10 protein-coding genes are annotated in these 22,174 nt (G+C 37.9%); all 10 read left to right on the forward strand.

Features of this window, described 5'->3' with window-relative positions; genetic code table 11:
* The first annotated feature begins 7 nt into the window (after positions 1 to 7).
* A complete protein-coding gene (locus tag FBR08_RS14295; RefSeq protein WP_158963339.1) occupies positions 8 to 1,186 on the forward strand; it encodes an efflux RND transporter periplasmic adaptor subunit in 1,179 nt (392 codons plus the stop codon).
* Between the two features lie 189 nt (positions 1,187 to 1,375).
* On the forward strand, positions 1,376 to 2,818 hold the full coding sequence (locus FBR08_RS14300; RefSeq protein ID WP_158963340.1) for an SWIM zinc finger family protein: 1,443 nt from the start codon (positions 1,376 to 1,378) through the stop codon (positions 2,816 to 2,818).
* Positions 2,819 to 2,837: 19 nt separating this feature from the next.
* Positions 2,838 to 4,682, forward strand: a complete 1,845-nt coding sequence (locus FBR08_RS14305; protein ID WP_158963341.1) for a HEAT repeat domain-containing protein — start codon at positions 2,838 to 2,840, stop codon at positions 4,680 to 4,682.
* An 18-nt stretch (positions 4,683 to 4,700) separates the two neighbouring features.
* Complete coding sequence (locus FBR08_RS14310) at positions 4,701 to 5,801, forward strand: ATP-binding protein (protein ID WP_158963342.1); 1,101 nt, start codon at positions 4,701 to 4,703, stop codon at positions 5,799 to 5,801.
* A gap of 7 nt (positions 5,802 to 5,808) precedes the next feature.
* Positions 5,809 to 8,100, forward strand: coding sequence for a DUF5682 family protein (locus FBR08_RS14315; RefSeq protein WP_158963343.1), 2,292 nt, complete (start codon positions 5,809 to 5,811; stop codon positions 8,098 to 8,100).
* 24 nt (positions 8,101 to 8,124) lie between these two features.
* Positions 8,125 to 9,288 carry a VWA domain-containing protein gene (locus tag FBR08_RS14320; RefSeq protein ID WP_158963344.1) on the forward strand — a complete coding sequence of 388 codons (1,164 nt, stop codon included), beginning with the start codon at positions 8,125 to 8,127 and terminating at the stop codon, positions 9,286 to 9,288.
* Between the two features lie 194 nt (positions 9,289 to 9,482).
* The gene (locus FBR08_RS14325; RefSeq protein WP_158963345.1) at positions 9,483 to 11,405 is read left to right on the forward strand and encodes an LTA synthase family protein; all 1,923 of its coding nucleotides are present in this window, start codon (positions 9,483 to 9,485) and stop codon (positions 11,403 to 11,405) included.
* A gap of 226 nt (positions 11,406 to 11,631) precedes the next feature.
* Positions 11,632 to 13,245 carry a CTP synthase gene (locus tag FBR08_RS14330; RefSeq protein ID WP_158963346.1) on the forward strand — a complete coding sequence of 538 codons (1,614 nt, stop codon included), beginning with the start codon at positions 11,632 to 11,634 and terminating at the stop codon, positions 13,243 to 13,245.
* 47 nt (positions 13,246 to 13,292) lie between these two features.
* On the forward strand, positions 13,293 to 15,191 hold the full coding sequence (gene yidC, locus FBR08_RS14335; RefSeq protein WP_158963347.1) for a membrane protein insertase YidC: 1,899 nt from the start codon (positions 13,293 to 13,295) through the stop codon (positions 15,189 to 15,191).
* Between the two features lie 441 nt (positions 15,192 to 15,632).
* Positions 15,633 to 22,124, forward strand: a complete 6,492-nt coding sequence (locus tag FBR08_RS14340; protein WP_158963348.1) for an MBG domain-containing protein — start codon at positions 15,633 to 15,635, stop codon at positions 22,122 to 22,124.
* Positions 22,125 to 22,174: the final 50 nt, after the last annotated feature.

The raw sequence follows: 22,174 nt of genomic DNA on the forward strand, positions 1-22,174 counted from the left end.
GATTAAGATGAAAAGAATATATATAGTTTTTGTTGTTTTTGGAACGATTTTCTTTACGAGTTGTCAAAGTAAAACGACAACAGAAGAAGTAGTAACTACACAACAAGAGGAGCAAGATGAAAATACCGGAAAAGAAGTTGAGCTAAATAGCGCTCAGAAAAAAGCAGCGGGTATTGTGATGGGGCAGTTGGAGGATAAGAATCTAACGGATGTCATTAAAGTAAATGGGCAAACGGAATTGCCACCACAAAATCAGGCCGATGTAACTACTTTTTTAAGCGGTACTGTGACGCAAATTCTCGTTAATATTGGCGATCGCGTAACGAAAGGACAGGTACTGGCTATTGCAGATAGCCCAGAATTTATTAAGCTACAAGAAGATTATCAAATTTCGAAAAACAACTTAGAGTATTTCGAGTTGGAATATAAGCGACAACAAACTTTACGAGCAGAAAATGTCAATTCAGAAAAAACCTATCAGAAAACTAAGTCGGAGTTGAATATTGAAAAATCGCGTTATCAATCGCTGACCAATCAGTTGTCTTTGTTGTCAACCAATCCCAATGCGATGTCGCGAACGTTGAAAATTGTGGCTCCAATAAGTGGCAATGTCTCTGTGATTCCCATTCGTATAGGTACGAATATGGTAAATGGACAAACGCTTTTCTCTTTGGTTGACAATTCTAAAATTCACTTGGATTTAAAAATATACGAAAAAGACTTGCCTTATATTCACGAAGGACAAAAGGTGTCGTTTAATTTGACGAATATCAATAAAGAAGAGGTTACTGCAACAATATTTAGCATCGGTAAAGCTTTTGAACCCGGAACGAAAACGGTAATTGCCCATGCGAATATTGATCAGGTGCCTGATAACTTAATTCCTGGCTTGTACGTAAATGCTCTAATCGATGTTGGAGCAAAAACAGTCAAAGCTTTGCCGAATGAAGCGATTGTCAAAGCAGATGGACGCGAGTTTATTTTTGTTTCCGATACAACGGAAGAGCATGGAGAACACTATCACTATCTGCGTGTTGAGGTAAAAACAGGTGTTAAAGAGTTAGGCTATACACAAGTTGAAATTGTGGAGGAAGTACCTGCTAATTACAACATTGTTGTTCAGGGAGCCTATTATCTACAAAGCCATTTGATTAAAAATGAAGGTGGCGGAGGACATAGTCACTAAAAACAGGGATTGCCTCTCATAATAGAAAGTCGGAAGTTTGTTCTTCCGACTTTTTTTATTTTAGAAGCAGGAGTACTATTCTTGGAATAAGTAGGTTTAAAATGGAAGACTTCACGTTTGAATAAAGGAAAACTCTATCTTTATACTTGAATCAAAATTGCAAATAAAAACACATTAGTTTAGTAAGCGATGGAAATAACGCAAAATAAAATTGAAGAGATGGCTCCCAATGCGGCGGCGGCTAAAAATGGACGAGATCTATTGCAAAAGAACAAATTTTCAAATTTAAAAATCTCGGTTGAAAAAGATTTAATCTGGGGAGAATGTGCTGGAAGTGGCAAAAATCCCTACCGTTGTTCGGCTGATTATATGGATCCTCATCATCCCGTGTTTCGCTGTTCATGCCCGAGTCGACAATTTCCTTGTAAACACGCCTTAGGATTGCTCTATGCCTATGAAGCAGGAGGAAATACTTTTGAAACTGATGAAATTCCCGAAGATATCGTATCCAAACGCGATAAAATCGAGAAAAAACAAGAGAAAAAGACCCAAGTGAAGGAGTCGATTAAGGAAAAAGCAAATAAGCCGAAAAAAGTTAATAAAGCAACTTTTGCCAAAAAAGTAGAAGCCCAATTGACGGGTATTGCTATGGCTGAAAAGATTTTGGACGATATTGTACTTACAGGTCTTGCCGCTTTAGATGCAAGAATGCAACAAACAATAACGACTCAAATTAAGGAATTGGGGAATTATTATATCAATGGAATTCAAACGGCATTTAGCAATTTAATATTGGAGTTGAAAGAAGTTCGTCATGATGAATATACGCTAGTGATTGATCAATTGAATTTTATTTCGGCCTTGTTAAAAAAGAGCACTACGTATTTAAATCTCCGCAAGGAAGATCCAGAAGCTGTACCGGATTTGGATTCGGCTATCGAAGAGCAAATAGGGTATACTTGGACCTTGTTGGAATTAATGCAATATGGGCGTTATGAGGAAGATGCAGAAGTTGTACAACTATCTTTCTCTAGTTCGGATAATTTAGCGAGAAGAGAATATGTTGATGAGGGGATTTGGTTTAATTTAAAAACAGGAAAACTCTATAAAACAAAGAATTATCGTCCTTATCGCGCAACAAAATATATCAAAGAAGACAATAGTTGTTTTGACGTCCTCCAGGTGAAAGAATTCTATATCTATCCAGGAGATCGCAACCCTCGTGTTCGTTGGGAAGTGGAGGGAAATAAAGAACGTCAATTAGAGCTAAAGGATATTGAAACTCTTCATTCATTTGCAAGTAACAACTTTATGGAGCTTGTAAAAGAGGTGAAAAATACCATTAAGAATCCTTTGATGGATAAAAATCCAGTCGTACTACTTGCTTTAACCAAATCCTATCTCCAAGGTGATCATCTTGTGGTAGAGGATGAACAAGGAAATAAACTCACAATGCAAGACATCTATAGCGAAGTGGTGGCTCCAACATCGAATTTAAAGTCGATTATACCCGCTGATGTTAGAGGCTATGCTTTAACGGCCATGGTATACAATGACGTGCAAACCGGCTTGTTTACTGTTCAACCGCTTTCGTTGATTACTCCTCAAAAAATTGTGAGACTTCTATATTAATATTTGATCGAAAATTAGCATGAAAATACAACCATTATACGACCTTCAACAAGAGATTAATCGATTGTTTATTGCAGGAAGCAAATTTGCCAAGGGTGATCCTCGTTTGCAAAAACACATTGCTGTGTTTACTAAATTAGGGGAGAAAGCACCTGTTTTTAAGAAGTTAGCTGTAGATATTGAAGCGTTAATTCAGTCAGATGCGCAAGAATCAGCCGCAAAATTGATGAATCTCTCCACGTTGTTGTATGCCATTTTGTATACCCAAGGTGAATTTACCATAGAGGGAGACGAAGTAAAAGCTCAACAACCTAGTGTTTCTATCGATGAAGTAAATACACAGTATTCTTATTTACAATTAAAACCTGTTTTAGAAGCCTTGACTCTTTCTAATTCAGGACGACTAGAGATTTTAAAAGACGCTTTTGAGCGCCATATTTTTAATGATTCGCGTACGTTTCAGTATTTGGATGCAGCTTTGGCGGATAAGTATAGTGAATTGGCCGAATATATTGAGCAAACTATTATTCCAGCTATAGGTACACCGATGATTCATTTCTTGTTGCAGGGATTTCAATTTGAAGATAAGACAGAACAGGTGAGAAGATTTCGATTATTGTCTCAATTGGGGTATGGTGGACTTCAACAGATGATGGATACCATTCTATCCGAATCGCTACCTAATTTACAAGCAGAAGTCATTCGTGTATTGGAGCAAGATACAGCGAATGAATTGCTCATTATTCGTTTAGCAGATGATAAAAATAAATTGGTGAGAGCATCAGCTTATCTGGCATTAGCAACGTTAAATACAAGTGCTAGTTTAGAGAAGTTGAAAGAAGCTTATGAGAAGAATATCAAGAATAAAACGAATCTTCAGTTGATTACAGCAGCTTTATCCACTACATCTTTACCTTATTTCTTTCCTGCTGTTTTTACTCAAGTTGTTGATGCCTTTGAAACACTTAGTACACTAGACAAGGAAACAGAGGATAAAAAAGTGAGCGATACCTTAGAGCGATTCATTCTCCATTTGGATGTTTTGCAAAATAAAGAACAACCAGAAGCGATAAATTTCTTAGCTCAAGTGATTACCAGTGAAGCCTTAGGGGAACTATTAACTGCTAAGAAAGTGTCTTTATCGTATGGTATTCGCGATTTATTCTATGCCATTGAATCTTGTTTGAATACATATGATAAGGCTGTAGTATTGCGCTTTTATGAAAACTACATCCACAAAGCCTTTACGGGAGATTACCAATCGCACTTGTGGTTTGACTATATGGCAGTAGCGGTGAATTTTTATACGCCTGAACAAATGTACACTATCTTTGGACCGCGATTTGGAAAGAACAAAGCGTTGATAACGCCCACTTCCTTGTTTCATGTTTATACAGATACCCATTTGTTTCACTATCAATCGATTTACGAGGTTGTGGTAAGGAAAGATCAAATCGATCGCCGTTGGATTCCGCTATTACTCGATTATTTTGACGACAAAATACGTTGGGATAGCACCTATGATGAAGTACTTATCTTACTTCATGCATTAGAACCTAGACATAAGGGGTTTGACAAATTATTACAAGTCTTGACGGAAATCATTGCCCCAGCAGAACAAATTACCATCTTCGAATTGCTCTTGGAGCGCAAGGTGAAAAATAATTTTGAGCTCGTTTATCAGGCTATGGATCGCTTTACTAAAAATACCTATTACTACGCTATTTATCGCTTAATGAACAAAGGATTTTGGACGCAATTTCCCAAAGAATATGGCAAGAAGTTTCAAGTGTTATACGAAAAAAAGAACGTAGATATTTACAAGCAAATAGCAGAAGAAATCACATCACAACAATCAAATTAAACAAAAGTAATTTACGAGATGGCATCGATACAAGAAAATACATTGCGTTTACCCGCAGAACAACTTTATGCAGACGAATTAGAGGCATTAAGAATAGAGGATAAAATGGAAGAGAAACCGATGGGTTGGCAGTTGTCGCCAAAAGCGGTGTTTAAATTTATCGTTGGTGGCAAGTCGGGAAAGGTAGAGATTACTCCTAAATATATCGGACATAATCGCTTAGTAGAAATAGCAATTGCAACTTTATTAACGGATCGTTCTCTTCTGTTGATTGGCGAACCAGGAACAGCGAAATCGTGGTTGTCAGAAAATTTAACTGCTGCTATTTGTGGAGATTCGGCCAAAGTAGTGCAAGGAACTGCAGGAACAAGTGAAGAGCAAATTCGCTATTCGTGGAATTATGCCTTGTTGCTTGCCAACGGACCTTCTAATGAAGCGCTAATTAAAAGTCCGATTTACCGTGCAATGGAAACGGGTTCTGTTGCTCGTTTTGAAGAGATTTCGCGTTGTGCTTCGGAGGTACAAGACGCTTTGATTTCTGTTCTTTCTGAAAAAAATATCGCTATCCCAGAATTGGGAAGAGAATTGGCCGCTCAACGTGGTTTTTCTATTATTGCAACGGCAAATACAAGAGATAGAGGAGTAAATGATATGTCTTCAGCGCTAAAACGTCGTTTTAATATTATTGTACTGCCATCACCAGCTAATTTAGAGACCGAGGTCGCCATTGTTACAAAACGCGTGGCTGAAATTTCGAGTAATTACAAGTTAAAAGCAAGTTTACCAAGTCAAGAAGCTATTGAAAAAGTAGTAACTATTTTCCGTGAATTGCGTCAAGGACTAACCTTGGATGAAAAGCAAAAATTAAAAACACCTAGCGGTGTTATTTCAACAGCAGAGGCAATTTCATTAATTACAAACAGCATGGCTTTGGCTGCTAGTTTTGGCAATGGAACTATTACAGATGAAGATTTAGCTGCAGGTTTGCAAGGAGCTGTGGTAAAGGACGAGGATAAAGATAAGCTGGTATGGAAAGAATACCTTGAAAATGTAATGAAGAAAAGAGGAGCTACATGGCGTGGATTGTACAATACATGTAGTGAAATGAATGTTGAATAGGGGGTAGATGAGTACACAAGTAAACTTATTTGGGGTAAGGCATCTTTCTCCTGGTGCATCGTATCACCTTTTGCGTTATCTAGAGGAAAAGAAACCCAAGTGTATCCTAATCGAAGGACCTTCAGATGCAACAGCAATGATTCCTTCTATTGCAAAGCAAGAGGTTAAACCTCCACTTGCTTTGTTGGCGTATACCACAGCTTTACCTATTGAAACGGTTTTATATCCATTTGCTAGTTATTCGCCAGAATATCAAGCAATTTGTTGGGGAATCAAACACAAATGTGAGGTGCGTTTTATTGATTTGCCAACTCAAGTTATGCTTCGTTTGCAACAGGAACGCAAGCGAGAAATAGATGAAGAAGCTCAATCTTTTTACGCCTATCACAACGGATTGTATGAGACGGTTGCCCAATATAGTGGAGAAACGGATTACGAAAATTATTGGGAACGCAATTTCGAACACAATTTAAATGCAGAAACCTTTCGAGAGCGTTTGATTTATCAAACACAAGAAATGCGCCAATGTGTTGTAGATCGAGAATACGAGGCTGCTCCTCATGATTTTTCGTATAATCTCATTCGTGAATCCCATATGCGCCGTCAAATTAAGCAAGCCATTTCAGAAGGATTTAAACCTGAAGAAATCGTTGTGATTGTTGGAGCATATCACGTGCCGGGGATGGATTTGAATTTACCTGCGCTGACAGAAGAAGAGGGAAACAATCTTCCTACGGTAGAGGCCAAACATACCTTGATGCCCTATTCTTATTTGCGTCTTAGTAGCCGCATGGGATATGGAGCAGGAAATAGAGCCCCTTATTATTTTGAGTTGATGTGGCAAGCGATGAAGGAAGATAAAGTTGCTGATTTATCAGCAGTTTATTTATCCAAGGTAGCTAAAGCGTTGCGCGATGGAGGAAGTAATGCTTCTTCTGCTAGTGTAATTGAGGCTGTGCGATTGGCTGAAGCATTGACTTTTTTAAGAGGTGGAACAAGACCTGTACTTCGCGATTTACACGATGCGGTAATCACTTGTTTTGGAGGTGGTGAACTTTCCCCTGTAGCCGAAGCAATTAATCGCATTGATATCGGAACAGCGATTGGATATTTACCAGAAGGCGTAAGTCAAACGCCTGTACAAGAAAACGTCAACCAAGAACTCAAAAGACTAAAATTAGCAAATTATAAATCCGCAGTAGCACAAGAATTGAGCTTGGATTTACGAGAGAATTTTAAAGTAAAATCCAAAGAGGCTGCTTTTATTGATTTAGAACGCTCTACTTTTCTACATCGGTTGGAAGTATTGGAGATTCATTTTGCTAAGCGAATTCGCACGCATCAAGATAGTGCAACTTGGGCTGAAAAATGGGAATTACAATGGACACCAGAAGTGGAAATCGAAATTGTAGAGGCCAATTTAAAAGGAGAAACTTTAGAAATAGCAACGGCTTATGCCTTGCGTGAGCAACTCATGCAGGGGGAGGACATTGCAACGGCTGCACAAATTATTCGCTTAGCTTGCGAGTGTCAATTGACGCATATTTTTGATAATGCTTTGCGTATTTTACAAGCCTTATTAGTTGAATCTACGGATTTTGAAGCAACTGCACAGGCTGCACACGAATTAGCTATTTTAATACAATATGGCGATTTACGTCAGTTTAATTTAGAACCTTTGGTTCCGATTTTACAGCAATTGTTTTTGCGTACAGCACTTTTAGTACAGGGAGCCGCTTTTTGTGATAATCAAGCTGCAAAAGCTGTGATTCAAGGAATTAATGTAATGGAACTGATTGGCCAGCAACAGTATGAATTCGTCGATGTGGAAACTTGGCAAAGGGAATTGCATCAGGTCGCTTGGCGAGATGATTTAAATACGACAATTTCGGGCGTTGCTTTTTCTATTCTTTTGGAACACAATTTAGCTAGTGAAGATGATTGTGCAAAAGAAGTGTCTCGTAGATTATCTCCTGGGGTACCCGCTGATTTAGGTGCGGGGTGGTTTGAAGGGTTAGCGGGGCGAAATCGCTATGCTTTGCTGTCTAGAATTACCTTGTGGAGAGAATTGGATCAATACATCAGTCAATTAGACGAAGAGGAATTCTATCGTTCGGTTGTTTTTTTACGTCGTGCTTTTGGTGAATTTGAAGCGAGTCAGAAAAATAGCATTGCAGAATTACTTGGTGATATCTGGGGGAGCGGAGCGGAGCATACGGCTGAATTAGTACAAGGAGCGTTGACAGAAGCAGAAACGGATCAATTAGATGAGTTAAACGATTTTGATTTTGAATTTTAGTCGAGGCTAATAAAGAGCAAGTACATGGAACAAGAAAATAAAAATGCAACACGTTGGAGATTGATCTTAGGAGAAGATACACGTGCTTTGGCGGGGGTGAGTCTCAGTGAAAGGGAAACAGTGATGGATGATGCTTTAGCCGCTATTTACAATGGAGAAGGAGGAGGAAGTCCTGGTGGTAAGAAAGGAGCAGGCTTAGGTGCTTCAGCACCAAAATTGGCAAAATGGTTGACCGATGTACGCACTTTTTTTCCAGAGGATGTTGTTCGTGTTATTCAATCGGACGCTATTGAACGCAAGGGGTTGACCAAATTGTTATTTGAGCCAGAAACCCTGAAAAACGTCAAGCCCGACATTGCTATGGTGGGTACACTATTGGCATTGAAAGGCCAGATTCCCGAGAAGTCAAAGGAAACAGCACGCCAATTGGTACGCGGTGTCGTAGATGAGATCATGAAAAAGATGGAACAAGATATGCGTCGAGCCATAACGGGGGCGCTGAATAAAAAGGCACATTCGCCTATTCCCAATTTTGCATCTATGGATTGGAAGCGAACCATTAACCGCAACTTGAAAAATTATGACGTGCAAACTAAGCGATTAATCCCAGAGAAATTTTATTTTTATGAACGCAATCAAAAACAAAAAAGCTGGACTGTTATTTTGGATATTGACCAAAGTGGATCTATGGCGGATTCAATTATTTATTCCTCTGTTATGGGTTCCATCTTTGCGAGTATGCCTGCATTAGATACTCATGTTGTGGCTTTTGATACGGAAGTGACTGATTTGACAGCATTGTGTCGTCAAGATCCTGTGGATATGTTGTTTGGCGTACAGTTAGGAGGAGGAACGGACATCAATAAATCCGTCGCATATTGCCGAACCTTAATCGAAAATCCAAAAAAAACCATCTTTATCTTGATTTCAGATCTATATGAAGGTGGGGTGAGAAAGGGCTTGCTTCGCCGTTTGAACGACATGCACCAAGATGGAGTAAAAGTAATTACCTTGCTTGCGTTGACTGATCGTGGGAGGCCTGCTTATGATAAACAGTTGGGGAAAGAAATTAGCAAATTGGGAATTCCTTGTTTTGCTTGTACGCCTGATCGTTTACCCGATTTAGTTGCTGCCGCTTTGAAAGACAAAGATCTTAGTGTCTTTAGTAAAGAAGAACGGTCGATCTAAATCTAGCAAAAGGAAAAAGGAATATTTAATTCTGAAATTTAAAAATATTGTCAAGCTCTACACTAGCAGTAGAGCTTTTTTTCTGTATTGTCTAGCTAAGTGAACCGATGTAGAAAAAGAATTTCTTCTTCACCTAGCTAAAGCCCTAGAAATAATTAAATTTGTAATTCAAATTTTAAAAACAAAAATCTATCATGCTTTCAAATCGCTTCAGATTAAACGAAATGTTGGTATTCGCCTATCGACTATTTTTGGCTTTCTTTTTTTACTTTATAGCGAGAGTTTTATTTTATCTGTATAACGGTGATTTGCTTGCTGTTGATTCAGTAGGGCAGTTTATGAAATTAGCCTATCATGGATTGACTTTTGATAGAATGGCCATCTTTTATGTCAATGGATTGTTTATCCTATTGTCAATTTTGCCAATTTTCAAAAGCACTTCTAAAGGATACCAAAAAGTAGTTTTCTGGAGCTATATTATTCCCAATTTATTGGCGTATGCTACAAACTTTATTGATTTTATTTACTATCGTTTTATCTATGCACGCACCACAATTGCTGTGTTTGACAGCTTAGAACACGAATCAAATAAAGGACAATTGTTCTTAAACTTTTTGTTGAACTACTGGCATGTATTTGCTTTGTGCGTTGGTCTTTGTGCTTTGTGGGTGTTTTTGTATAAACGCGTAAAATTCACTAAAACACTAGAACTGGAAAGTAAAAAGAACTATTTTGTTTCCAGCGCATTTATCTTTGTTCTAGTTGCTGTCGGATTTATTGCTGGAGTGCGTGGAGATTTGAAGAAGACAACGCGTCCTTTGAATATTATTGACGCCAATCGCCATGTGGAAAAACCAGAACATGCTGACATTGTTTTAAACACACCTTTTGCTATTTTGCGTACTATTGGCAAAACGAGTTTCAAAAAGGTGGAGTATATGGATGAAGCTGCACTAAATCAATATGTGAGTGGAACAAAACAATATTATTCTACTGATCCATCAACGCCCAATATTGTACTGTTTATCACAGAAAGTTATGCTAGAGAATACATAGGAGCATTCAATGAAGATATGAATATTCCCAATTTTAAAAGCTATACACCCTTTATTGATTCCCTAGCTCAGCACAGTTTGATTTTTCCTAATGCTTTTGCCAATGGGTACAAATCAATTCACGGAGTATCGTCTGTTATTGCGGGAATACCTTCATTTAAAGACGCCTTTACATCTTCGCCATTTCCCAAGCAAAAGATTGAATCCCTGGTTTCTACTTTGAAGTCAAAAGGATATGATACTTCATTCTTCCACGGAGCGCCGAATGGTTCCATGGGATTCTTAGGATTTGGAAATATTTTGGGCTATGATCATTATTACGGGAAGACAGAGTACAATAACGATGATGATTTTGATGGTACATGGGGTATTTGGGATGAACCGTTCTTTCAGTATATGCGCAAAACACTAAACGAGAAAAAAGGACCTTTCTTTGCCACTTTGTTTACGGTTTCCTCACATGAACCTTTTAATGTTCCAGAACAGTACAAAGAAAAATTTCCAAAGGGAAATCAACAGATTCACCAAACAGTAGGGTATACAGATTACGCTTTTAAGCGCTTTTTTGAAGAAAGTAGCAAAGAACCTTGGTTTAACAACACTATTTTTGTTATTACTGCTGATCACACCAATCAAATAGATTATGACGAATACCGAAAATTAGTCAATCGTACAGCCGTCCCTATTCTGTTCTATACGGCCGATGAACGCTATAAAGGCGTAAATAAAGAGTTGGCACAACAAATAGATATTTATCCAACACTATTAGATATGATTGGTTATGATAAACCGTTTAGAAGTTGGGGTAGAAGCTTGTTGAATGATTCTCTTGTAAAGCCATTTGCGATTAACTATGGCGGAAATGAATATACCTATCAAGAAGGAAATTACATCGTGCGTTTTAATGGAAAAGAAGTAACTGGATTTTATGCTATTACGGATAAAGGATTAGAGCATAATCTAATTAAGAAAAAGAACAAAGAAATGCAAGAATTGGAAATGAAGTGTAAGGCTTTTATTCAAGATTACTTTGATCGAATCATCGATAAGCGATTGGATTAGTTGATTGTTGTTTGTCGTTCGTTGTTTGTCGTTTGTCGTTTGTCAATCAACCGTCAACAATCAACCGTCAACAAACGCCAAACGACCAACATTTCAAATGCTAATCCCTTTATACAGAAACGAGTAAATTTTAAAGTTATTTTACGAGTTTTAAAATTAGAAGAATAGCTGGAAAAGTTGTATTTTTGCCAAGTTTTATTCTTTACAACACAACAAATAAACATAAATGAGACAAGCTAAGTATATTTTCGTGACAGGGGGCGTTACGTCATCCCTAGGAAAAGGAATTATAGCAGCATCGCTGGCGAAATTGTTGCAAGCGAGAGGTTATTCAACGACAATTCAAAAATTTGATCCCTATATCAATGTGGATCCAGGTACGTTAAATCCTTATGAACACGGGGAGTGTTTCGTAACAGATGACGGGGCAGAAACGGATTTAGATTTAGGACACTATGAAAGATTCTTGAACGTTCCAACTTCTCAAGCAAATAACGTAACAACAGGACGTGTATATTTATCGGTGATTGAGAAAGAGAGAAGAGGAGAGTTTTTAGGTAAAACAGTTCAAGTTGTTCCTCATATTACCAATGAAATTAAAGATCGCATGCAGTTGCTTGGTAAAACAGGAGACTATGACATTGTGATTACTGAAATTGGTGGAACTGTAGGAGATATTGAGTCATTACCTTATATTGAGTCTGTGCGTCAATTGTTATGGGAGCTAGGAGACAACAACGCCATTGTGGTTCACCTTACCTTAGTTCCTTATTTAGCAGCAGCAGGGGAGTTGAAAACAAAACCAACGCAGCACTCGGTAAAAACATTAATGGAAAGTGGAATCAAAGCGGATATTTTAGTTTGTAGAACAGAACACAATTTAAGTTCTGAGATTCGTCAAAAATTAGCTCAATTCTGTAATGTAAAACCAGAAGCGGTAATCCAATCAATTGATGCGGAAACAATTTACGACGTACCCAATTTAATGTTGCAAGAAGGACTAGACAAAGTAGCGTTAAAACGCTTAGATCTACCAGAAAAGCAAACACCAGATTTAGTAAAATGGAATGAGTTTATTCACCGTTTAAAATTCCCTAACCACATAGTGAATATTGGGTTAGTAGGAAAATACGTCGAATTACAAGATTCATACAAATCAATTTTAGAAGCTTTAGTTCACGGAGGTGCTCAAAACCAAGCGAAAGTAAATATCATTACGATTCAATCGGATTTAATCACAGCAGCGAATGTAAGTGATAAATTGAAAAACCTAGATGCTATTTTAGTTGCTCCAGGATTTGGATCACGTGGTATTGAAGGAAAAATTGAAACTGTAAAATACGCAAGAGAAAACAAAATCCCTTTCTTGGGAATCTGTTTGGGAATGCAAATGGCTGTAATTGAATACGCTAGAAACGTTTTAGGGTATCAAACTGCCAATACAACCGAAGTAAACGAGAGTACACAATATCCGGTAATTACTTTCATGGAAGATCAGAAAGATATTACAGATAAAGGAGGTACCATGCGTTTAGGAGGATGGGATTGTAAACTGAAAGAAGGTTCAAAAGTATTTGAAATCTATGGGGATAGCATGATCAATGAGCGTCACCGTCACCGTTATGAGTTCAATAATCAATACTTAGAAGATTTCGAAAAAGCAGGATTAACAGCTGCAGGATGGAATCCAGAAACGGGATTAATCGAGATTGTAGAATTGGATGCTCATCCATTCTTTGTCGGGGTTCAATTCCACCCAGAGTACAAAAGTACGGTAGCGAAACCGCACCCTCTTTTTGTTCATTTTGTAAAAGCAGCGATTGATTATAAAACAAATTAATCAATTGCCTTTTTATATCATAAATTTTATCACTTACAAACTAAGTAATGGAGAAAAAAAAATTAGATCGTAACAGTATTATAGGCTTTGTTATTATTGCCGGATTGCTGATTTGGATGATGTTGAACAATATCAACAAAGAGCAGGAGTCTATTGTGAAAGATACTGAATTAGCAGAGAAAGAAATCGTTAAACAAGAACAGTCCGCTACTTTTGAAAAGGCGCTTCAAGCCCCTGTAGAAGGAGATTCTTTACAATCGGAACAAGTTCGCGCTACATTCGGTCCTTTTGCTTATAGTGCGATGTTACCAGCAGCTAAAGGAGGAACTACAACTTTAAAATCAGATTTACTTACACTAGAAGTTGATAATAAAGGTGGAAAATTATCTCACGTAGTTGTAAACGATTTTAAACGCTTCAGCAAAGATTCAGCAGAAATCGTTGCGTTGATTAAAGATCAAAACGCAAATTTCAATTTACAATTACACACCAACGACAATAGAGTATTCAATACGGAAGACTTGTACTTTGAGCCTACTTTGACAAAAGAAGGAGAAAACCAAGTATTAGCTATGCGCTTAAAAGCTTCTGAAACAGCGTTTTTAGAGTATCGCTACGTATTGAAACCAAATGATTATATGCTTGATTTCTCTATCCGTACACAAGGATTGAGTAAAATTGTTGACGCATCTAAAACTCCAGCGTTAAACTGGGAAATGAAAACGTACCGCAATGAGAAAAGTATTGCGTATGAAAACAGATACGTTCGTTTATACTATGAACACGAAAAAGGGAAAGACAACAACCTAAGCGAATCAAGTAAAGACGATACAAAAGAATTAAAAGACGTTTCGTATATCGCATACAAACAACACTTCTTTACTTCTGTTTTATTGACAGATAAAAATTTCGAAACAGCAACATTAAATACCAAGAATTTAGTGGCTGACGAACAAGTAGATACCGTATTTACAAAACAATTTTCTAGTACAATTCCATTGAACTATAGTAATGGAGAGTTAAACTACGATATGAACTGGTATTTTGGTCCATCGGATTTCAAAATATTAAAGTCATATGAGCGCAACTTAGACAATATCGTTCCATTAGGATGGGGGATTTTCGGATGGATTAACCGTTTCTTGTTTATTCCTGTATTCGGATTATTGACTAGTTTCTTACCTTACGGTATTGGTATTATTGTATTGACGATTTTAGTTCGTTTATTCACTTCACCATTAACGTATAAATCATACGTTTCTCAAGCGAAAATGAAAATGATTCGCCCAGAAGTAAACGAATTGAACGAGAAGTTTAAAAATGACCCAATGAAGAAACAGCAAGAAACAATGAAATTGTATTCGAAAGCTGGCGTGAATCCAATGGCAGGATGTATTCCTGCACTATTGCAGATTCCAATTTTCTACTCGTTGTTTCAATTCTTCCCGTCTTCATTTGATTTAAGACAAAAGAGCTTCTTATGGGCAGATGATTTATCCTCGTATGACTCTGTGTTGCAATTGCCATTTAATATTCCTTTTTATGGTAACCACGTGAGTTTATTCCCATTATTAGCCTCAGTTGCTATTTTCTTCTATATGAAGATGACAACAGGAGATCAACAAATGGCGCAACCTACACAAGAGGGGATGCCTGATATGAGTAAGATCATGAAGATTATGATTTACGTATCTCCAATCATGATGTTATTTTTCTTTAATAACTACGCTTCGGGTCTATCGTTGTACTATTTTATCTCGAACTCCATTACAATTGGAATTATGTATGTAATTAAAAACCACATTGTAAAAGACGAAAAGATTTTAGCTACAATCGAAGAGAATAAAACGAAAAAGCGTCCACAAGGAAAATGGCAGCGAAAAATGCAAGAAATGATGGAACAAGCACAAGAACAACAACGCTTGAAAGATCAGAATAAAAAATAATACAAAAGCCTTCCCATAACGGGAAGGCTTTTTTTGTTTACCTCTTTATCCGCAATAGGATTTAGGTACAGCGTCATCTCACAAACGCTAATGGACTTCTGCTATTTCTCCTTCGTCAGAATGACAAGCTTGACTACGGCTAGGTCGTCAGCTTGTTATTTTGCTTTTTGGAAAGATAACAAGCGCTCGATTATAGGGCGAATCTACTCAGTTCCAAAAATAAAACCGTCAATTGTTTACGGTAAATCAGTAAAGAGTTTTTTGTTCACGCCATTTAAAGTGTTGGTTTTTAATGGTTTAGTAGTGTGAAAAGTATTTGTCCCCTATTTGTCCCCCTCATTTTGTCATTTTCTTATAAGAAGAATCTACTTTTGCGAAGAATTGGGTTGTGTAATACCGAATTCAAAAATGAAAACAAACTATTTTTTTGCCCCCTTACATATGAAAAAAGTTTTACTCCTTCTTTTCTTTATTTTGGTATTTATACAGCCCATTAAACTACTGGGACAACCTTATCAACCACTAATTATCGATGGTTATAATGCCGATATTATTGCTAATGGAGTTGGAGTAGTTGGGAGTTCAACTACGAATGATATCGATAGTTCAGGACATTATTTACTTGCAGAAGATTGGAAGTTAGATGCGAGTCAACCTTTGAGCGGAACAGGTTTGCCTATGAGTGGTAGTATTTCTTCTGTTCATATACTAGGAATGAAATTTCTCTTGCAAAATTACAGTGCGAATAATTCGATTCGTTTAAGTACTACTACCTCGAGTGTTACTTCTAGCTTAGGTACACCTGTAAAAACGAGAAAACTTTTTGTACTGACAACAGCTGGACTAGCAAGTACAGCGTTAGAAGTGACGGTAATCTTTGAGGATGATACCACAGAAATATTTTCAAGCCGTGTACCCGATTGGTTTAATGGAACTGCGCTGCCCGTGGTTCATAAAAATTTTGGTCGATTAACAAGAGCAAGTGTTTTAGAAAAACCAATAGATAACCCTAGACTATATCAAGTTACTTTAAATATTGGTAAACAAAATCAGCTAAAGAAAGTCAAGCAAATTAAATTTGTCCGTCCCATTACCTTTGAAGGGATTTTAAATGTTTTCGCAGTCTCAGCAGAATTGTTAGATAGTTGTCCGAGCCCTGAATTTGTTACATTTAGCAAATTAACGATGAATAGCGTAGTTGCAGCAGTCGATTTACCAGTGTTGCCGGCAACAACCTATCAATATGAATTACGTACCTCTGGTTTACCGGGGTCAGGGAATACAGGACTCGTTAAAAGTCAAAATTTTAGTGAAAGTAATAATCAGATCACTTTTACTAATTTAGCTAATGCAACAGCATATTTCTTCTATGTTCGTTCGTTTTGTTCAGATACAAACCAAGGATATTGGAAAGGACCTTTTACTTTTACAACCTTATGCAATGCTGTTAACACACCCTATAAGGTGCCGTTTGATACGGTAGATGTTCCAAATCCACCTGCTTGTACGACGATTTTAAATGCAAATGAAGATGATTATACTTGGATTACAGAAAGTAGTGCCATTGGTTTTGAAGGTTCTGTTTTGAGATACCGTTATAATCCTACTCAAGCAGCAGATGATTGGTTTTTTACCCGTGGAATTAATGTAACTAGAGGAGAAACGTATCGTTTGCGATTTAAGTATAGAGATAAAAAATTTAATGAAAAGTTACGGGTAAGCTTAGGGAAATTCGCCTATCCCGAAGCGATGACCACTGAAATTTTTAATGTGGATACAGGTGGAACGGACCAAGTAACAGATCAATTGATTGAATTTACAGCAGATGAAACGGGTGTTTTGTATATTGGTTTTCAAGTACATTCCCTTGCAGATCAGTTTTTATTTTACTTGGGTGATATTGAAGTAACGCAGTCAAGTTGCCATAGATTACTTTGGGGGTTAAGTGGATGGGTGTGTGAAGGCGGGCCAGTAACCTTGCAGGCTCAGGCTAATTATGGTACACTCCGTTGGTATGACTCGCGAACGAGTACGGAAGTTTTAGGAGAAGGCTCTACTTTTGTAACTCCACCCTTAACAGAATCAAAAAGTTACTATGTTAAATCCTATTTAGAAGATAGCAAAGGTGGTAAACAAAGTTTATCTACCAATTCCAACGATACCCAAACGAATGCAGCTTGGGGGATTTCATTTGATTTACTCGATCCAGGTACGATTAAAAGCACCACCGTATATGCCAGTCAATCGGGAAGCATCCGGGTTGCGATTCTAAATTCAAGTGGAAGAGAGGTATATGTATCAAATGCTATAGCGATTAATGCCGCAGGTCCTACTGTACCTATCACGGTCTCTTTAAATGCTGAATTAAATGCAGAAAGGGGATATAAAATGATTTTGAAGGAGGTAAATAATGCGAAGCTTTTCATTGATCAAAAGGTTCTTTTTCCGATATATGATAGCCACAATAGCTTGCGAGTAACTTCTAGTCTAACACCCGGAGAGAATCGAGCTTTCTATGCCTATTTTTTTGAACTGGTATTTCAAAGAGCATGTTCAACCTCAGGTGTTGTACTCGATGCTACAGTAGTTAAAGCAGTTGCACCTACAGTGGATCAGGCGATACAATATTTTTGTAAAAGCTCAAATCCAACATTGGCAGATATAGCTATCACAGGAACAAATATTCGCTGGTATGCAAATGAAACTGGGGGCGTTGCGTTGTCAAATACGACTCCTTTGGTACACAATATAACCTATTATGCTTCTCAATTTCTCTATGCTTGTGAAAGTCCAAGGCGTACTGCCGTAAAAGTAGTCGTAGAAGAAGCTCGTCTTCAGACAACAGGAATCAATGTGCATTATAATTATGGAACCGATTCACAAACGGTTGGAACTAGCATTTATAATGCAGTAGGTACAACAGAGTTGCAATGGTACACAGAGGAGACTGGAGGATTACCCGTTGACACGCCAGCATTTGCTGACTTAGCTGTAGGAAATTATGACTATTGGGTGAGTGGAGTAGTAAATGGTTGTGAGAGTATAAGAAGTCATATCAGTCTGACTATACGTCCTTTGTCTATATGGGTTACTGCACAACCTACTAGAAAAGTGTATGGGGAGGAGGATCCTACTTTGTTATATCGTGTTAGTGGGTTAGTTAATAATGATCAACTAACGGGGGCTTTAACCCGTGCTCCAGGAGAAGAAGTTGGTACTTATGTAATTAGCAAAGGAACCTTGGCTGCTTCGGCTAATTATATACTGAATGTGGATAATGCGAACTTTAGGATTCTTCCAGCAACATTAACGGTAACAGCGGCGGATAAAACCAAAGTATATGGTGAGGAAGATCCAGCGTTTACCTATACCGTTACTGGATTTAAACGCGATGAAGAAGCAACTGCTGTTTTAAGTGGAAACTTAACCCGCGAGTTGGGTGAAGGGATCGGAAACTATGAAATCAGACAAGGAAGTTTAGCTGCTACGGCCAATTATGAAATAGAGTATCATAAAGCTGATCTTGAAATTACGCCTACTGTTTTAACGGTAACAGCACAACCCTTAGGAAAAGTATATGGAGATATCGATCCACACTTAACCTATGCGGTTTCTGGATTAAAATCGGGAGATTCAGTGGCTAGTGCTTTACGTGGAAGTTTAACCCGTACGGGAGATGAAGCGGTTGGGAATTATACGATTGCTCAAGGAACGTTAGAAACTACCGCCAATTATAAACTCGTGTTTGAAGAAGCTAATTTTGAAATTACCCCTGCTGTTTTAACGGTAACGGCTCATCCTCAAACGAAAGTTTACGGGGATGCTGATCCTGAATTGATCTACCTTGTTTCGGGGTTGAAAAACAACGAGCAACAAACGAATATACTAACAGGTATACTATCTCGTGATGGTGATGAGAATGTGGGTTCGCACGCCATTAATCAAGGTACTATACAAGCATCAACCAATTATACTTTGGATTTTCAATCTGCGAATCTTACAATTTTCCCTGCTTTACTAACAATCCAAGCAGAGGCGAAAACCAAAGTATACGGGGGTGCTGATCCTGAACTAACTTATCTTGTTTCGGGGTTGAAAAACAACGAGCAACAAACGAATATTATAACAGGTATACTATCTCGTAATGGTGGTGAGAATGTGGGTTCGCACGCCATTAATCAAGGTACTATACAAGCATCTACCAATTATACTTTGGATTTTCAATCTGCGAATCTTACGATTTTGCCTGCTTTACTAACAATCCAAGCAGAAGCGAAAACCAAAGTATACGGGGATGCTGATCCTGCACTGACTTATCTTGTTTCGGGGTTGAAAAACAACGAACAGCAAACGAATATAATAACAGGTATACTATCTCGTGATGGTGGTGAGAATGTGGGTTCGCACGCCATTAATCAAGGTACTATACAAGCATCTACCAATTATACTTTGGATTTTCAATCTGCGAATCTTACGATTATCCCTGCTTTACTAACGATTAATGCAGAAGCGAAAACCAAAGTATACGGGGATGCTGATCCTGTGCTGACTTATCTTGTTTCGGGGTTGAAAAACAACGACCAACAAACGAATATTATAACAGGTATACTATCTCGTGATGGTGGTGAGAATGTGGGTTCGCACGCCATTAATCAAGGTACTATACAAGCATCAACCAATTATACTTTGGATTTTCAATCTGCGAATCTTACGATTATCCCTGCTTTACTAACGATTAATGCAGAAGCGAAAACCAAAGTATACGGGGATGCTGATCCTGTGCTGACTTATCTCGTTTCGGGGTTGAAAAACAACGAACAACAAACGAATATTATATCAGGTGTATTGTCTCGAGATAGTGGAAATAATGTGGGCGTTTACATTATTAATCAAGGCAATATACAAGCATCAACCAATTATACTTTGGACTTTCACTCGGCCAATCTAATTATTACACCTGCTTTACTAACGATCAAAGCAGAGGCGAAAACCAAAGTATACGGTGATGCTGATCCTATATTGACGTATCAGGTAATTGGATTAAAAGGCCAAGATAGAGTAACAACAGTGCTGACGGGTAATCTTTCGCGTCAAGCAGGTGACAATGTAGGAATTTACCCAATTCGACGAGGAAATATACAAGTAGGTCCAAACTATACTTTTTTGTTTGAGGAAGCTCAACTTACAATATCACCCGCAGAGTTGAAGATTCATCCAATGATAGGTCAACAGAAAAAATATGGAGAAACGGATCCTATTTTTGAATTTACTGTTACAGGTTTGCAACATCACGATACCATGACAACGGCAATGACTGGTAGATTAGAACGAGTGAGTGGAGAAAATGTCAATCATTATGCGTATCGATTGGATGGCTTACAAGCGGTAGCGATGAATTATAACTTGACCTTGGATACACAAGAAAAATTTGAAATCACCCCCGCTCTTTTACAAGTTGTGGCGGATGCAAATCAGTTCAAGCGATTCGGAGAAACCGATCCTGTATTCCGTTACCAAGTGACGGGATTACAACGTGGGGATTTTGCCCTGCAAGCGGTGACTGGACAATTAACTCGTGTAGCAGGAGAGGCAGTGGGACAATATGCTATAGAGCAAGGAAGTTTAATTGCTAGAGCCAATTATGCGATTGATTCCTTTACTCAGGCAACTTTTGAAATAAAGAAAAACACAATCAAAGGTTTGACCTTACCTGCTCAAACTTTTGTCTATGATGGTCAGTATAAACAGTTGCAAATACAAGGGAATATTGAACCTCAAGCAACTGTTGTTTATGCGAATAACAATCAAACACAGGTGGGACGATATACCATTATGGCTACTGTCGATTATGGATCTAATTATGAAATTTTGACCTTGCAAAGTGTGTTGACAATCACGAAGGCAGAGCAGAATATTTCTTGGAATCAAGTCTCGGAAGTTGTAGTAGAAGATACACCTACATTGCATTTAACAGCAAGAGCAAGCTCCGACCTTCCCGTTTCTTATGCGATTGAAAATGAATCTGATAGAGCGGTAGCAAGTGTGGATGAATCAGGTCTCGTGCGCTTTTTACAACCTGGATTTGTTACAATAACAGCCAATCAACAGGGGGATGCTAATTTTAATTCTGCTAAAGCTGTATCTCATACAATTACAGTGAGCAGTAGAGATGCAAGTATTTGGGATTTGGTTGTGGATGGTACTTCCTACGGTAAAATAGCCAAAGAAGTACATATCGTCTTGGGATGCGAAACGCAACAAGACGAAGTAAATCTGAAGATTCACACCCAAGAAGGAGCTGAAGTTAGTCCCGCTAATTCTATTGTAATCCCAGTGAAGGATTATGGAATTTATGAACAATTGATTACGGTTCAATCGCAAAATAAACAAGTGACAGAAACCTATAAGATTGTCATTGACAAGCGCATTCCTACTGAAAATCTTGTGATACAGAAATACGATAATGTGTTGTTGGTGAATAACAACAAACAAACCAATGGCGGTTACGTTTTCAAAGCATATCGATGGTTTAAAAATGGAGCCCTACTAAGTGAAAAACAAGCGTATTCTGCCGGAGACAATTTTGGTGCAACTTTAGATCCTAAAGCTGAATATCAAGTAGAATTGACGTTGCATAATGGCAAGAAAATAAGAAGCTGTCCGATTATAATAAAAGGTAAAGCAACGTCCAATTGGGCTGTATATCCCAATCCAGTACAAAAAAGTCAGTGGTTATATGTGCAAATGGACGAAGCCAAAAAGCAAGAGGTTCAGTATATGATATACAGTATCAAAGGACAGTTGATAAAACGCGGTACTTTAGAAGGCGATCATACAGGTATTGAAATTCCAACTACAGTAGCCTCGGGTTCTTATTTCCTTATTCTGAAAACCCAAGAAACACAACAAGGGGTACAATTTATCATCCAGTAGGGAACTATAATGATTCGTTCCTCTAGAGTTGAGTATTTTAAAAACAAACT

The sequence above is a fragment of the Myroides fluvii genome (genome assembly GCF_009792295.1).
In the GTDB taxonomy this organism is placed as follows: domain Bacteria; phylum Bacteroidota; class Bacteroidia; order Flavobacteriales; family Flavobacteriaceae; genus Flavobacterium; species Flavobacterium fluvii_A.